Below are 16,247 nucleotides of genomic sequence, written 5' to 3' on the forward strand. Positions count from 1 at the left end.
ATTTTTTCTATTGAAACGAGCAAAAGCAGAACGGTCTATTCAAAAGACTGTTCTGCTTTTATTTTTTTCATAGCACTATAGTTCATCGATAAAGTTAACAATCAGATTATTGACATGTTCTGGTTCTTCATGATGCACCCAGTGAGTAGCTTCTCCTAGTAGTACTCCCTGGCCTTCATCACAAAATTCAAGACTTTTACTGGCCAACTCATGACCCAAGAAGTGATCTTTGGCTCCCCATATCACTAAGGTGGGCACAGTGACTCGGGATGGAATAGTTGGGTCGGAAAGGTTGCGTATATTAGCGCGATACCAATTCATCATCGAACGCATGGCTCCCAATCGAGACCAGGCAGCACGGTATTTTTGTAAATCATCCTTGTTGAATGTACCTTTCTGGCTGCTATTCTTCAACACCTTTACCGCAAAATTCCAATCGGACAGTCTAAATAATCTCTCCGGTATCTCTCGCAATTGAAAGAAAAGGATATATGAGCTTTTCAGAATTTGTACGGGGTGTTGTGAGATTTGTCTGGTCATAGCTGCTTCATGAGGTGCATTGAGGATGACTAACTTCTGCAGCAGCTCAGGATACACTCTCGCCACTCTCCAAGCCACAATTCCTCCCCAATCATGGCCCACAAGAATCGCTTTTTCTTTTCCAGAAGCTTTGATCAAACCCGCAATGTCCTCAACTAAATGATTTATTCGGTAGTCACTTACTTTTTTAGGTTTATCACTGAGATTGTACCCTCTTTGGTCCGGTGCCCATACTCGGAATCCTTTATTTGCCAAATCAGAAATTTGGTTGCGCCAGCCATACCAGTATTCGGGAAACCCATGCAGCAAAATAACCAGTTGTCCTTCTTCAGGCCCTTGTTGAACAACGTGCAGTTTAATTCCATTCGTTTCTACATATAAATGCTCTTTTGTCATCCCCATCTAGTTTAAAACCTCCTAACCTATTAAGAAAAGAGGGACAAGTCTGCTCTTCGAAAAAATCTAGTGGTTCTCTATTTGCTTATGATCTAGTTCTTCTTAAACAAACATCCTTACACAAAGTTTATGCTAACATCTTACATATTTGCGTTTGAAACCTAGCCTTCCTCTATCCTTTTCTTTTTGGATGCTTTCATAAGCATTTAAGAGACTGTTTTTTTTCTTTTCTCGCTTAATTTCTACTGTCCCTACTTCTCTTGCGACCTCAATGGCCTTTTCGTTTAGTGGTAAAAATGAAACACCAACAGTGTATAAGAAATTATTCATCGATGCTTTCGTTCGCTCTGGTGACTGATGAATTTCCTTTTTCACAATATCCAACATATTGGAAATCTTGCTTTCAGAAAATTGATTGTCCGGTCGATTACCTAGAAGCCAACAGTAGCAGCTCCAGCCTGCAGACATTTTCAATTCTTGACCGCTGGCAATCCACTTATCAGCAACATCTTGTGCAATATCAGCCTCAGCCAATGTTACGGCCACCACATAATCAGATAGCATATAAAAATAAGCGGCATCTATCCAACGGTCAAAATCGGATTCTGTCATGGCTTTCGGATCGGCAATGATCCCTGCAAAGTACATGGCATCATAGTTCCCAGTAGCATAAAGCTCTTCAGCCAGCTGTTGATTTATTTTGATTTTCTTTGTCATTGGCTTCATCGCACCGGTAGCCACGCCAAAAAGCGGCTCATGGGCACCGTTGGATAGGTATATTTTTTTCGTTCTTTCCTTACCTAAGGCTTCAAGCTCCTGCATCACTGTTTCGACATCCATTTTTTTGTACTTCCTTTCTTAATTTTACTTCCTGCTTAAATCGAAGAATCAAATTGATATTTTTTTTGTAGCTTCTATTCTTTTTAATTTTACCATAATTGTTTAGTATTCTTCTCTTCCTTTGTTCAAATGAAACAATAAATAGACTAAGATATGTTGGAAGAAAACTCCCTATACTAAACTTAGTCTATTTTATAAAGTGGTTTGAAAATAACCGTTTAAGAAATAACGATTTGTTATGTCAAATATTCTTTTGTACTATTTTGATACTGCTCAATCATATCCAAATAGTTGTCTATTTGAACATATTCATCAACTTGGTGTGGCAAGGTTGGTTCTCCTGGACCATAAATTAGAGGGTTCTCCAATGATCAAACCATCTAAGTCATGTTTCCTCAGTTAATGGCTGTGAGCCTAGTTCGCCGATTTCTTCTCCAACTGTTGCAAGAAGCTTAATTTTCCCGTTAATTGGTATGCCCTTTTCTTTCAATTCAATCATCGCAATTGCCATAGCAGCTAGTCCACTCTTCATATCTGTTGTTTCGCGGCCATATATTTTATTTCCTTCTTATGCCCTTCATACGGAGGATAAGTCCTTTGAGATTCGTCGCCTGCATCCACCACATCCTTGTGTCCAGTAAATCCTAATACTTTACCTTCTCCATTGCTTAATTCAGCAACTAAACTACTGCGTCCAGGAGAATAGTTGACCAATATTGAATCGGTTTCGTGCTTTTTAAACAAGTTTTTCAACTAATTGGCAGCTTTAAAATACTGGAAAATCTTGTACTTTCCATCCGTTTTTGTATATCTCTTTAGAAATCATCACGTGCTTTGCGCAACGCTACAAAATCTTCCACTGTCTCTGCCTGAAGAAACAGATTGATTTTTTTCTCCCGTCCAATAGTTGACGGTAAAGTGGGATCTTCTTTTGCACGCAAATCATTGACTTGATCTAATGCTTCAGAAACTGCTTTGTTAGACGGCTGCACAGAATGGGCAAAACGTAGATTCGTTTGCGTATATTCATGAGCTGCATAAACTTGTATTTCATCACCTAAGCGTTTGAATTTCTGCAAGGCATCGTATTGGGCTTGGTAATCTCCGGTGAACACCCGGCCGCAGCCTGCTGAGAACAGGGCGTCTCCACAAAATAAGGCTTTATCTCCCATTAAGAAACTGATGTGCCCATGGGTATGCCCTCCTGTTTTGATGACCTGAAAATGTTGGCCCAATAACTTGAAACTTTCTCCTTCTTGAACAATGCGATCAGCTAAGGGCACGGTTTCTTCTGGTCCATAAACGGGAGTATCCGAGTATTTCGCTAAGATCTCTTTTACTCCACCGATATGGTCCTCGTGGTTATGGGTCAAAAGAATGGCAGTTAAATTCAGCTGCTGTTCTTTTAGGTAATCCATCACACCTTCAGCTTCTCCTGGATCGACTACCACTGCTTCTGTTCCTTCTTCAATCATCCAAATATAATTGTCAGAAAAGGCCTTAATTGGGTGTATATTCATTACTGTTCCTCCTCATTTTTAATTTTTGCTGTAATTAATTCATTTCCAAGTAAATCAATAATTCTTATCAAATATTCAGTCAGGGTAACCACCGTTTGATTAGGTTGGGCATTTGCTTTATTTGTTTAAAAATTAAAATTTTAGTAGATAACTTATGCTTAAGGTGCTTTTTCTGATATTATATTCCTATGACGATGAAAAGGAGGAATATACATTATGTTGAAATTTAACCAAAATATACGGGGAAATGTAGCCCTAGGTATCAATCCACTTGGATGCAAACAAGAAGTAGTGAATCAAATTGACTATGTGAAAAACAAAGGGACTTACCAAGGTCCAAAAAAAGTATTGATCATTGGCGCATCATCAAGCTACGGTTTAGCCACTCGGATCAACTTGGCTTTCGGTGCGGGAGCAGATACGATCGGCGTTTCTTTTGAAAAAGGACCAAAGAATGAAAGGAATCTAGGGACAGCTGGCTGGTACAACAATATTGCTTTTCGAGAAGCTGCTGAAAAAGAAGGTCTGGTTGCTAAAAATTTTGTGCAAGACGCCTTCAGCCATGAAAGTAAACAAGAAGTCATCGATTATATAAAGAGTGAATTTGGCGGCAAAGTAGACTTAGTCGTTTACAGTCTGGCAAGCGGTAGAAGAACCGATCCTGATACTGGAGAGACCTATACTTCTTCCATTAAAGCCATTGGGGAACCGGTTGTTGGCCCTAATATCAATATGCAAGAGCAGACTTTCTATACTGAAACGCTGGAACCTGCAACTGAACAAGAAATCCATGATACCGTCAAAGTAATGGGTGGAGAAGACTGGCAACTATGGATGGAAGCCCTAAAAGAAGCCGACGTGTTGGCAGATGGAGTTCTCACAACTAATTATTCTTACTTAGGAACTGAACTGAATCATGATTACTATGGCGGCGGTACGCTTGGCCGCGCTAAAGCCGATTGTGATGAAAAGGCAAATGCGATCAATGAATTATTGACTGATATTAACGGCAAAGCCCTGATTGTGGTTGCCACTGCCGTTACCACTAAAGCAAGTTCAGTTATTCCTTTCTTCCCAGTTTACTGTATTGGTCTTTACAAAGTCATGGAAGAGAAAGGTACCCACGAAACACCGATTATGCATCAAGATCGGATTTATCGAGAAATGATTTATGGTGACAAAGCCGAATATGATGAAGTCGGCCGACTAAGACCGGATAGTTGGGAACTTGACAGCGACACTCAAGCCAAAACGAAGGAACTTATTTTAAAACTAAATGAAGAAAACTTTAATTCTGACATGACAGCTTATGACACTTTTTACAAAGAGTTCTCAAATTTAAGCGGCTTCCTGGTTGATAACTATGTTGAACAAGACGTTACTCTAGAAGAATTAAAAGCATTAACGTATTAACTTTTTAGTATGAATTTTTCAAAAAGACGGTGTTTATTAGGGGGTTACAAACCCATAATAAACACCCTCTTTTTTTGTTAGATATAGGGCTCATAAGCGTCCTCAATTAGTTTAGAAAGCTGCGCCTTTACCTCTAAACTCGTAAAAGCCCCTGCTAAGCCATTTAAATTCAGCAACTTCATCGTTGAGTAGCTGATTCCAAACTGTTCAGCCAAAAGCAAGTATTCTCTAGTCAGTGTTGTATCAGACACCGTACGATTATCGGTATTGATACAGCAGCTAATTCCCTTTTTCAAAAAATCGAGCAAAGGGTAGTCTGCCCAGTCATCAACCGCATTCGTTTGGATATTGCTGGTCGGACACATTTCAATAACCGTTCCTTTTTCCAAACAAAGTGTTTGTGCCGCTTCATCTTTTCGGATAGCGATCCCATGTCCAATACGTTTTGCTCCTAAATGTATCGCTTGAACAACATTGTGAACACAGCCGCATTCACCAGCATGCAGAGTAACTTGTAATCCCTTTTCTTGCGCGAAAGCGGTCAGGGGTTCAATATGGTCATTCGCCAAATCAGGTTCTGGACCGGCCATATCAAAACCAACCATTAAGTCTTCTTTCGTATTCATTACTTCAGACAGCATAACAAGATTGTCTTCATTGGAATGCTGACGCATGCCGCAGACCAATAAGTTTACTATAATGTTGTGTTGTTCCATAGCACGACGAATTCCTTCGCTGACTGCTGCGATGACTTCTGATACTGATAAACCTGCTTCAGTATGTAAAAGCGGGGCAAAACGCAACTCCATATAGCGAACATTTTCCAAAGCCGCTGCTTTAATAGTCGCATAAGCTGATTCTTCTAATTGTTCGTAGGTTTGCATCAGTTGATGAATGATATCAAAGCTCTTTAAGTAATCAACTAAGTTGCTGCATTTTGTTGGCGCAACGACTTGGTCAAGTAACGCCATATTGAATGGCTGTTTTTCTGCCAATTTTTTTAACGTTTCTAAAGGGACAGAGCCGTCTAAATGGCAGTGTAATTCTACTTTAGGTAGTTGATAAACGATGTTTCTCTGCAAGTTGCTCACGTCCCTTCTCAAAATAGTTTATAGTTTAATGAGGTATTTCGACTACAACGTAGTAATGATGGGGCCTTCCTGCGTAAGTATAATTGTATGCTCATATTGAGCCACCAAACTTTTATGAGTTCGGAGGGTCCATTCATCTTCGGATTCGAATACTTCTTCTTCCACTGTAGAAATAAAAGGTTCAAAAGCAATTACCATACCATCTTTTAAGAGTTCATCGTCCCAACGAGAAAAATAATTAAAAATGTGGTCCGGTGCTTCATGAATGGAACGTCCAATCCCATGGCCAGTAAGATCTTTAATAACGGTCAAGCCATGCCGTTTAGCTACATTGTGTACTGCTTTTCCAAGGGCACTTTTTTTAGAACCGGGTTTTGCTTTTTTAAGGCCTGCATAGAATGCTTCTTTAGCAACCTCACATACTTTTTCTTTGCTTGTCTCACCTTGGCCAACCACAAAAGAAATCCCTGTGTCTGCAAAATACCCATTTTTAGAAGCTGATACATCGATATTGATCAGATCACCTTCTTGGATGATCCGATCTCCTGGAATCCCGTGTGCTACTTCCTCATTTACGCTTATGCACACATATCCTGGAAAATCATATATTTCTTTAGGTGCAGATTGAGCTCCTGCTTTTTCAAAGCTCTTCTTTGCGATTTCATCAAGCTCTTTTGTTGTCATTCTAGGCTTAGTATATTCAACTAATTTATTTCTAATCGATCCGCAAATACGGCCAATTTCTTTTAGTCCATTAAAGTCTTCTTCACTCTTTGCAATCATGACATGCCCTCTTTTTTATATAATCTTATGCCTTTTTCTTATATCGTGATGTGTATTTTCCTTTAAAAAAGATAGTTACTAGTTACTTATAGAATAGTTCTCCCTAATGTATTTAAATAAACGTTTACTTCGATTTAAGAAGAGAAAAAACTCACTACCTTGTTTTTGTGACCTACTCCCCAAGCGGTTGGTACTCCACTGCTAGGCCTTTTTGCACGCCAGGTCGTTCTGCGATGCGCTGAGACCATTCCAAGAGATGCGGGTATTCATCCAGATTTAAAAATTCATATGATCCTTCATATAATTTTCCTAAAGCTAAACGACCGTACCAAGACCAGATGGCAATATCTGCGATGGTATAGGTATCACCAGCTATATAAGGACTCTTTGCTAAGGTTTTATCGAGTAAATCTAATTGTCGTTTCGTTTCCATCGTGAAGCGATCAATCGGGTATTTCATAGGTTCTGGAGCATAAGCGAAAAAGTGGCCAAATCCTCCACCAACATAAGGTCCTGCTCCAATTTGCCAGAATAACCAATTAAGGGTTTCAGTCCGACCATGAATATCTTTCGGAATCAGTTGATCAAATTTCTCGGCTAAATAAAGAAGAATGGAACCTGACTCAAACATTTTCACGCGAGGACTTTGGCTTTGGTCAACTAGGGCTGGAATCTTAGAGTTAGGATTAATATCGACGAAATCCGAACCAAATTGGTCGCCTTCCCCAATATTAATAGTGTACAGGTCATAGTCTGCGCCTTCTACGCCTAATTCTTTTAGCTCTTCAAACATAATCGTAACTTTAATGCCATTCGGGGTCCCCAATGAATAGAGTTGGAAAGGAGCCTCTCCGACTGGTAATGTTTGTTCGAAGCGACTGCCAGCTGTTGGACGATTGCCATCTTTGTTAGAATTCTCTTCTTCCCACTGCCACACTTTTGGTAATTCATATGCTGTCATCATACCACTCCTCATACTATTTATAGTACCTCCATCATACTACTCCTGGACCAATATGCCCAAGTTTTAGCTTATTTATTTATGATACGAGTCTCTCAACTCCTTTAAGCTGTGCTTTTTGCCTATTGATCTATTAGAAAACAATATAGACATCTTCCATGGGCGTGCCTATATGACCGTTTCATGTTAGAATAAAAATAAGAAACTATTGGAGGATGATATGATTATGAAGCAAGAACTCGTTGAGATTTGCCTACGTGTCAGAGATATTGAGGCTACTTTAGACTTTTATACGAATCTATTCGATTTTGAAGTTGCCAGCCGCAGAGAATTCCCTGAAAATAAATTTGATTTAGTTTACCTGAATTCTCCCGGTTCGTCTGTTCAAATTGAACTCACTTACAATTACGATGCCGAGCCATATAATGTAGGAAATGGCTTCAGTCATTTAGGTGTGACTGTCAGTGACTTAGAAAAAATGCATGAAGTTTGTAAAGCTTCTGCTTACGAAACAGGTGAGTTAAGAGGACTTTCAGGCGGCACGCCCTCATATTTCTTTGTGACAGACCCTGATGGTTACCGAATTGAAGTAAAGCGCGCAAAATAATTTTTTCGACTATTTTAAATGTAAGCATATTGGCTGTTGCCAATATGCTTACATTTTTTAATTCCCTCTTATCATTTCTTAAAATCATTTGTACATTCATTACTTTCTAAAAACTGCAGTAACAAATGATACGGTTCTTCGTATCATTTGTTACTGCAGTTTTAATCGTAAAGCTTAAAAATTCTTATTTAATTGATTTATTTTTTTAGTTTGATTGCTGAGAACTTATCAAGTTCATTAACTCAAATCCTGTATTCATTTTAGAATAAATTGAGCAAACTACAAAGAGCTCTTTGCCTGCAAATTGCACAACTTTGCTTCGTCCAGATGATGCTGGTATATGATGATGACCATGTATAGCTCCAATTAAATTATATTCCTTAAATAATTTTTCAATATCAGGTTCGGAACAATTATATTCATTGTTATATGCATTGCTTTTCATTGAGAGCATATTCAATTCGTTAAATAGTGGTGCATGTGAAACAATTACTGTTGGAATATCATAATCATTATTGAGTAGCCTTTTTAAGGTTTTGAGAATAAACTTTTGTTGCTCCTTCTTTCTCTTAACCAAAATAACTGGTACTGTAATCCCAATATATCTGATTCCTTCATGAATTATATGACTATTATGCAATATACTTATTCGTGGAAATCGTTGTTCAAGTTCAACCTTCACTATCTCGTAAAATGTATGATTACCCACAGGCAACATATACCACGACTCATCTGGATTTTCTAAAAGCTGTTTAAACCATTTACTTTTCAGAAATGGTTTCCATTTTTTTGCTTGAAGTTCTTTTCTATTACTTGGCAATACATCTACTAATTCATGATTTCCAATAACATAGAGACCTTTAATATCTCCATTAGCTACTCGAGAATCTGAAATATCACCTACTAGTATATTGAAGTTTTTGTTGATGAATGGGAGCTTTCCATCATTAGAGTGGACATCAGAGATAACATTCAATAAATTTTTATTCTCTGTAGAAATAATATTTTCAAAGTGTCTTTCTGTATTTTTAGGATGAATACTATGCGGAATATAATTTTTTCTAATATTAGTAATTTCTTTTCCGGATTTTGATCGCAAAATAGGTTTTACTTTTACAGATTGAGATTGTCTTGCAATGGTGATTGAATTTTCTAAACTTTCTTTTAATTCTTGAGGTATCAAACTAAGTGCTGAATTGATATTTGATTTATAAGTCAAAAACTCAACTTCAATTCTACTCTTAAAAAAAGCTCTCTCTAACTGGCTTTTTTCTAACAATTCGACTCTTTTTCCATCAGTTTTTATGGGTAATGAATTAGTTAATTGAACAACAAAATTAAGGTATTCAAAAATATACTCAGATATTCCTGTGTTTATATTCTCACTAAACAAGAATTTACCTGCAATATTTGCAGAGATCGGTCCAGTTTCGTCATGCTGCAGAAGTCGCCCAAGAATTTGAATCTCAAATAATGGATTTTGAAATATTGCATTATAAGCTTTTTTAACTTCACTATTGTTTTTACTCATCCTTTTATTGGTAACTTGAAACAAACTTAATTTAATGTAATTTTCTAAGTTACCTTTATGCATTTCAATATACTTACGTGCATCTTCTGGATGGAGTAAATACTGAATAGCTGCACGTTGGATATAGTTTCTAGCTGTATCATATGGAATAGCTGAATAGACGATGTCTCCTCTGGATTCTACAGTTAGTTCTTTTATTTTCGTATTATATTTTAATTCAAAGTAATCGTTTCTAAACAAAGTCTTGTTGACAGGTCGTCGGACATTTTCTGGATAAAGTTCAAAACGCGCAATAAGTTCTGACGGTAGTTTGTTCAAAATTTTTGTTGATATAAAAGGGACATACTTTTCAGCGATGATTAAAGAATCTTTTATTTTATTAAATTTCATTTATTCACCTCATTTTTTATAGATAATAATTAACTTTTTTAGCTTTTAAAGAGTTACTTCTCAGGCTAATAACACTATTTATAGTTGAATCAAATCCGTTAAATAATCTATACACTTCCATTCTTAATGATAGTCCAAAGTAAATTTCTATATAGAGTGATAGACTACTAATACCTTTTTACATTAGAATTTAAAACTGATTTATTCCTAAAAAATCATAAATAACTTATAAGATTAATGCATATAAGTTATTTATAATTAAACTAATCACACATTTCAAGTAATATTTGTAACAATGATTTATAACCTTTGCTTCGGTTTTAGCTACAGTTTTGGAAAACCTCATTTACTTATGATACAGTTCTCCGTATCACACTAAGTGAGATTTTTCATTAAAAATTTGATGAAATTTTATTCTTCAATAGAGTTTATAACTACATTACTAATATGCTTTACTACCTCGTCTAGAGTAAATTTATTAGTATTTAATGCAAACTTATTAACCTGATATGAGTTATATTGTTGCACTTCTTCGACTGAAACTTCATGCCAAATTGGTAAAATAGTTATCGAATTTATTTTTGTTGAAATTCTCAATAAAGTAATTCTTAAAAATATTCTTGAGTCAATTTTCTCTTATACTTTTAACTGTTTTCGATGCAGTTGAAGGAGTTTGGATAAAACCTTCGTCTCTGGCCTCTAATTCTGCTCCTCTTAGCACTTCTTGGAAGTCCACATACTTTAACTTATTTAAGTTAATTTTCATTCTAATTATGGTTCCCTTAATGTCACAATCATTAACAAGTTCTTCTTCTGCATTGTATGTTATTGACTTTGTACCTGAAGCAATACTAAATGTCCCCTCTGTTTGTTGAATTATTTTTTTTACTAATGTTAAACCATACCCAGAATTTTTATAGTCTTCAGGCGCATATGAATGATTTGAAAAAGCAGATAAACCAGGTATTAATGACTTTTTTATTGCTTCTTCATCTGTGTTTTTCTTAAACCATCTTTCTTCAATATCAAATGGAATTGTAGCCAGTAGTCCAACACCAATGTCTGCGATAACAACCTCTACACAATTACTTGCTTTATACGACTGTAATGCATAATAATAATGCGGTGCTTGCGCATGGTCAAAGATATTTCTTACCATCTCTCTTACTACGAATATAAATAAATCGTTAACACTTTCCACTACATTTGTATCTACAAGTTCTAACGCTTTAAGAACTATTAGTTCAGAAATTTGTTCAAAGTATTGCTCTAATGATCCTTCTAGATCTTCATAGACCTTCTTTATTTCAACCTTTTTCGGGGCTAAGTATGTGAGTCCAGAACTATATGATGGGGCATCTGAAAGACCTATTTGTTGAAATATTCCCATAGTCTCACCATATGAAATTGCAGATTTATCTTTATATTTATCAATAGGTTCAAATTCATATGGAATTTGTAATTCATTTATCTTGTCCATTGTACTTAAAAACAAAATAGCTCCTGCCGGCTCTATAAACCTTAACTCTTTAAAAGTAATCTTCACTCCATCTTCTGAATCCAAATAGTAGTTATTATTGTATAAATGTGCCGTCATTTTCAACATATTTTCATACTTCATTTCTTCAACAACTAACATAAATACCTCCTCAAGTCTGATCAAAATTAAATATTTTCACTTCCAAATTTTCAAAAAAAACTTACTTACTTATGATACGGTTCATTCTTCATAATCCGGAAGCTGCGGTAAATTTGTTCGATCAGCACTAAACGCATCAATTGATGAGGCAATGTCATTTTTCCAAATGAGATTTGGGTATTGCTACGTTTCATTACTGCTTCGCTTAATCCTAATGAGCCCCCGATCACAAAAACTAAATTGCTTTTACCTTGCGTGCCCAATTGTTCAATTTCTTTGGAAAATGCTTCGGAAGTCCGTTGTTTTCCTTCAATTGCTAAAGCAAATACATAAGCCTGATCTGAAATTTTGGCTAATATTCGCTCGCCTTCTTTTTCTTTAACTTGTATCATTTCTGCTTGGCTTAATTTTTCCGGAGCTTTTTCATCTGGAACTTCAATTAATTCAATTTTGCAATAACTTCCTAGTCGTTTTGCATACTCCGCAATTCCCATTTTCAAGTATTTTTCTTTTAATTTTCCCACCGTGATAATTTTGATATTCACAGTTATCCCCCTTCATCCACTACTTATCCACAAAAGTTATCCACATGTTCACAACTCAAACACTTCATATGGTAGACGAATATCCGTTCTCTACCATATATATAGCTGGCTCTTGGCAATAAGCACATTTTACTATGCCGTTATCCACAGGGGTAACAGGCTTTAAAATCGGCAATTCAAAACCACCGTAAACCGCGTCATCTAAAGCTTCTTCCACATCTTTTTGACAGGCATATATTTGTTCCATCCACAGTCTCCTCCTTATTTTGTGGATAACTTTTCAACTCCACAAGTTCTTTCGTTTCTCATTTTACAGCAGTTATACACAATGTTCAAAACTATTTTCTTTTTCTTATCCACAGAAGCTCGATTTTCTCTAAAAAAGAGACAAAAAAATCCCCTTATTCCGTTCAGTTTATTACTGAATGAATATGGGGATTTTGCTCTATCATTTTTAGTGTTGGTAAGAAGAATGAATCTATTCCACAACTTGAAATTTTCGGAGGAATAGCGGCTGCTTGCCGCCATGTAAAGGATTCAATGCGAATTACGAAGCGGTTAAGCTTCGTTTGAGGCTTGAAAGGCTGGAGACATGAAAGGCTCCAGTCGTTCCCATGGCTCTTGCAAGCAGACGCGTAAATTCCGGAGGAAATTTCACTATCTAAGAACTACCAACACGATAAAAAGCAGGGAATTTTCTATAAATATAATTTTAAAAACGGAAAGTGTTTTGTTTTTAGGACATGGTTTCTGAAGTTGTCATGGTAATGTTTGTTTTTTCAAGTTTGCCATTCCGGTAGTATTCTACTTCTACTTCTTTACCTAGTTCTGATTTATAGATTTCTTTACGTAAAGAGATGGTATCAATAACTTCTTCACCATTAAATTTAACAATGACATCGTATTTTTCTAATCCGCCTTTTTCTGCAGCTGAATCTGGTTGAACTTGTCCAACAACAACTCCGGCTGTTACGTCTTTCGGTAATTTCAGTACACTTTCTTGCTGTTGTTCAGAAATTTGCGAAATATCTAGTAAGCTGATGCCTAGAACTGGGCGAATCACTTTTCCATCTGTTTCTAATTGATTAATAATATTCACTACATCATTACTTGGAATAGCAAATCCCATTCCTTCAACTGTATCAGTAGAAATTTTCATTGAATTGATCCCGATGACTTGGCCTGCAATGTTGATCAATGCTCCTCCTGAATTACCAGGGTTGATCGCCGCATCTGTTTGTAAAGCTGTCATGGTCCAGTCTACTACACCGTCGCCATTAACATCTGTATCTACGTTTCTATTTTTTGCAGAAATGATTCCTTGTGTAACGGAAGAAGCAAAGTTAGTACCTAGCGGAGACCCAATGGCAATCGCTGGTTCACCTACTGTTAAACTATCTGAATCACCGAAAGTAGCTGCCTTAGTCACTTTATCAGCTGGAATAGATAATACTGCTAAATCTGTCCATACATCTGAACCAATTACTTCAGCTTTAACTTTTGTCCCGTCTTTTAATAAAACTTCTACAGCATCTGATTCATTGATAACGTGATGGTTTGTAACCACATACGCAGTTTTTCCATCGATTTTGTAGATGACGCCGCTGCCTTCTCCAGCTGTTTGCAACGTAGAGTCATCAGACGAACCAGATGAGTCTATTGTATCTGAACCAAATATTCCGCCGAATCCTTCTAAATTTTGTTTTTGCATGTTGATTACGGAAACAACTGAATCTTCGACTTTGGCTACCGCATCGGTTACGTCAGAAGTTACGTTGACACTAACATCTGTGGTGGTAACTTTTCCTTTATCGTCAACCACTCCCGCTTGATTACTTGTTGCAGGCATATTCAACTCGTCATTTGCATAAAGGTAACCACCGCCCAACACTGCAATAACTAAACCACCGATAATTCCACCCAGGATACCGCTTTTCAATGTTCCGCGTTTTCTTGGTTTTTCCTCTGAATTTTTACTCATTTTGTACACCTCTCACCTTAATTTATAGGTTGATCGTAACACCTTTTCGTGAATTTTTTATGAAAAAGATTAGACAACTTTTAGCTAAATAAGATTTTTTGTTTAAAATAATCTCTTTAATTTTATTTTACCTTTATTTTCGCAAGATAACCATCAAAGCGCCTTTGAATATCGTTTTCAATTATTTAGTTACAAAAAAAGCGGCATAAGCCCGCCCTGACCTCCGTAAAATAAGGAATACAACTTGGGAGGCAACACTCCTTTCGTTTGTAATGGTACTCTACCAGATGAATCTCTTAAAACACCAGCAGATGAACATACTGAATAATTACTAAGAAACGTCCAGCTTTAACTGGTTACGTTGAATAGTATAAAGCTCGCGTAGCGAGACTTTAGATCCTTTGATAAGAGCTTTTTTCTTGTTTTTTTATTCTTTTATTACCTAGAGTGTTTCTACTTAACATTTCACTCCTCTTTTCTGCTGCTTTTGTTCGCTAGACTGCCTCTACCAGACAATTCACTCCTCTTTTCTGATTCTTTTGTTCGCTAGACCGACTCTACCTGACATTTCACTCCTCTTTTCTGCTGCTTTTGTTCGCTAGACCGACTCTACCTGACATTTCACTCCTCTTTCCTGCTGCTTTTGTTCGCTAGACCGACTCTACCTAACATTTCACCTCTCTTTTCTACTTCTTTTGTTCGCTAGACCGACTCTACCGGACAATTCACTCCTCTTTCCTGCTGCTTTTGTTTGCTAGACCGCCTCTACCGGACAATTCACTCTTGTTTCCTACTTCTTTTGTTTGCTAGACCGCCTCTACCGGACAATTCACTCCTGTTTCCTACTTCTTTTGTTTGCTAGGCCGCCTCTACCGGACAATTCGCTCCTGTTTCCTACTTCTTTTGTTCGCTAGACCGACTCTATTTGACATTTTATCCTTCACTAACTGCGTAACAAGATAAAAAGCTATAAAAAGTTTAATCTTTTCCTATTTTCCTACACTGTTTTATAATACCAGACTCTACAAAAAAACTTTTTAATTCTAGTCATCAGCCAACTAGAATTAAAAAGTTTTAGTTTTGCATTTTTTAGATAATAAACAAAGAAGTAGGTTCGTTTGGATCTGTATCGTAAATAGCAAAAGCTTCACCTACACCAGTTTCTTTTTCTGCTAAAATACTTTCGGCTGTTAAATGCGCCAATTCTTTCATATTGTTATCTTTGCTCAAATGGCCTAAATACACGCGTTTCGTTTTGTCTCCAATGATCTCAGCTAAAGCTAAAGCTCCATCTTCATTTGACAAATGGCCTTTATCTCCTAGAATCCGTTGTTTTAAATGCCAAGGGTAACCACCCATTCTTAGCATTTCTAAATCGTGATTGCTTTCGAATAAGTAAGCATCCGCATTGGCTAAAATACCGCGCATCCGATCGCTGACATATCCTGTATCCGTCAGCATAACAAATCGTTTATTGTTTTTATGAAAAGTATAGAATTGAGGCGCAATGGCATCATGAGATACTCCGAAACTTTCAATATCGATATCCCCGATCGTCATCGTTTTACCCATTTCAAAAATATACTTTTGTTCTGTTTTAATGTTTCCGATAAGTGGATCCATGGCTTCCCAAGTTTTTTCATTTGCATATACATCTAATTGATACTTTCGGGCCAACACGCCTACTCCATGAACATGATCACGGTGTTCATGAGTCACTAAGATTCCATCTAAATCAGCAACATCACGATTGATTTTTTTTAACAGCTCCGTCACTTTTTTCCCGCTTAGTCCGCTGTCTACTAGTAATTTTTTCTTTTCTGATTCAATATATGTCACATTGCCGGAACTTCCACTCGCTAGAATGCTGACCTTTAATGCTTGTTCTTGACCTCTTAACATTATTTAAATCCTCCTCAGTCATCCCTTCTAGTTTATACCAAATAAAGCAAAATATCTACAAGTCCGTGTTCTAATTTAACAAATCAAAGGACAAAAAAATACCAGTAA

Annotated in this window: 14 protein-coding genes and 1 pseudogene; 2 read left to right on the forward strand and 13 right to left on the reverse strand. The window is 36.8% G+C overall.

Going from position 1 to position 16,247, the window contains the following annotated elements; genetic code table 11:
• Positions 1-75: 75 nt before the first annotated feature.
• The 4 genes and pseudogenes from BR87_RS08070 to gloB all read right to left on the reverse strand — a co-directional run bounded on the left by BR87_RS08070 (position 76) and on the right by gloB (position 3,296).
• The gene (locus BR87_RS08070) at positions 76-942 is read right to left on the reverse strand and encodes an alpha/beta fold hydrolase (protein ID WP_035030781.1); all 867 of its coding nucleotides are present in this window, start codon (positions 940-942) and stop codon (positions 76-78) included.
• Positions 943-1,068: 126 nt separating this feature from the next.
• Positions 1,069-1,776, reverse strand: coding sequence for a DNA alkylation repair protein (locus BR87_RS08075; protein ID WP_035030784.1), 708 nt, complete (start codon positions 1,774-1,776; stop codon positions 1,069-1,071).
• A gap of 351 nt (positions 1,777-2,127) precedes the next feature.
• Positions 2,128-2,529 (reverse strand): annotated as a pseudogene (locus tag BR87_RS12860) (M20/M25/M40 family metallo-hydrolase); the annotation flags it as partial.
• Between the two features lie 62 nt (positions 2,530-2,591).
• Positions 2,592-3,296: a hydroxyacylglutathione hydrolase gene (gene gloB, locus BR87_RS08085; RefSeq protein ID WP_035030786.1), complete on the reverse strand. Its 705-nt coding sequence runs from the start codon at positions 3,294-3,296 to the stop codon at positions 2,592-2,594.
• A gap of 216 nt (positions 3,297-3,512) precedes the next feature.
• Here gloB and fabV point away from each other — a divergent pair, with 216 nt between their 5' ends.
• Positions 3,513-4,709 carry an enoyl-ACP reductase FabV gene (gene fabV / locus BR87_RS08090; protein ID WP_035030789.1) on the forward strand — a complete coding sequence of 399 codons (1,197 nt, stop codon included), beginning with the start codon at positions 3,513-3,515 and terminating at the stop codon, positions 4,707-4,709.
• 77 nt (positions 4,710-4,786) lie between these two features.
• Here the strand turns inward: fabV and add are convergent, their stop codons facing one another.
• From add to yghU, 3 genes are all read right to left on the reverse strand, one after another.
• Positions 4,787-5,791: an adenosine deaminase gene (gene add / locus BR87_RS08095; protein WP_035030792.1), complete on the reverse strand. Its 1,005-nt coding sequence runs from the start codon at positions 5,789-5,791 to the stop codon at positions 4,787-4,789.
• 51 nt (positions 5,792-5,842) lie between these two features.
• Positions 5,843-6,583, reverse strand: a complete 741-nt coding sequence (gene map, locus BR87_RS08100) for a type I methionyl aminopeptidase (RefSeq protein WP_035030795.1) — start codon at positions 6,581-6,583, stop codon at positions 5,843-5,845.
• A gap of 172 nt (positions 6,584-6,755) precedes the next feature.
• Complete coding sequence (gene yghU, locus BR87_RS08105; protein WP_035030797.1) at positions 6,756-7,544, reverse strand: glutathione-dependent disulfide-bond oxidoreductase; 789 nt, start codon at positions 7,542-7,544, stop codon at positions 6,756-6,758.
• Positions 7,545-7,770: 226 nt separating this feature from the next.
• Between yghU and gloA the strand changes: the two genes are divergently transcribed.
• A complete protein-coding gene (gene gloA / locus BR87_RS08110) occupies positions 7,771-8,151 on the forward strand; it encodes a lactoylglutathione lyase (protein WP_035030800.1) in 381 nt (126 codons plus the stop codon).
• Positions 8,152-8,356: 205 nt separating this feature from the next.
• Here the strand turns inward: gloA and BR87_RS08115 are convergent, their stop codons facing one another.
• From BR87_RS08115 to BR87_RS08140, 6 genes are all read right to left on the reverse strand, one after another.
• On the reverse strand, positions 8,357-10,072 hold the full coding sequence (locus tag BR87_RS08115; protein ID WP_035030803.1) for a metallophosphoesterase: 1,716 nt from the start codon (positions 10,070-10,072) through the stop codon (positions 8,357-8,359).
• 625 nt (positions 10,073-10,697) lie between these two features.
• Entirely contained in the window at positions 10,698-11,711 is a 1,014-nt protein-coding gene (locus BR87_RS08120) for an ATP-binding protein (protein WP_035030806.1), read from the reverse strand.
• 65 nt (positions 11,712-11,776) lie between these two features.
• Positions 11,777-12,256 (reverse strand): 23S rRNA (pseudouridine(1915)-N(3))-methyltransferase RlmH, encoded by a 480-nt coding sequence (rlmH, locus tag BR87_RS08125; RefSeq protein WP_035030809.1) that lies wholly within the window; start codon positions 12,254-12,256, stop codon positions 11,777-11,779.
• 64 nt (positions 12,257-12,320) lie between these two features.
• A complete protein-coding gene (locus BR87_RS08130; RefSeq protein ID WP_035030813.1) occupies positions 12,321-12,503 on the reverse strand; it encodes a CxxH/CxxC protein in 183 nt (60 codons plus the stop codon).
• A gap of 489 nt (positions 12,504-12,992) precedes the next feature.
• Complete coding sequence (locus tag BR87_RS08135; RefSeq protein ID WP_035030816.1) at positions 12,993-14,237, reverse strand: S1C family serine protease; 1,245 nt, start codon at positions 14,235-14,237, stop codon at positions 12,993-12,995.
• A 1,089-nt stretch (positions 14,238-15,326) separates the two neighbouring features.
• Positions 15,327-16,139, reverse strand: a complete 813-nt coding sequence (locus BR87_RS08140; RefSeq protein ID WP_035030818.1) for an MBL fold metallo-hydrolase — start codon at positions 16,137-16,139, stop codon at positions 15,327-15,329.
• Positions 16,140-16,247: the final 108 nt, after the last annotated feature.

This window comes from Carnobacterium mobile DSM 4848 (assembly GCF_000744825.1).
Lineage (GTDB): Bacteria > Bacillota > Bacilli > Lactobacillales > Carnobacteriaceae > Carnobacterium_A > Carnobacterium_A mobile.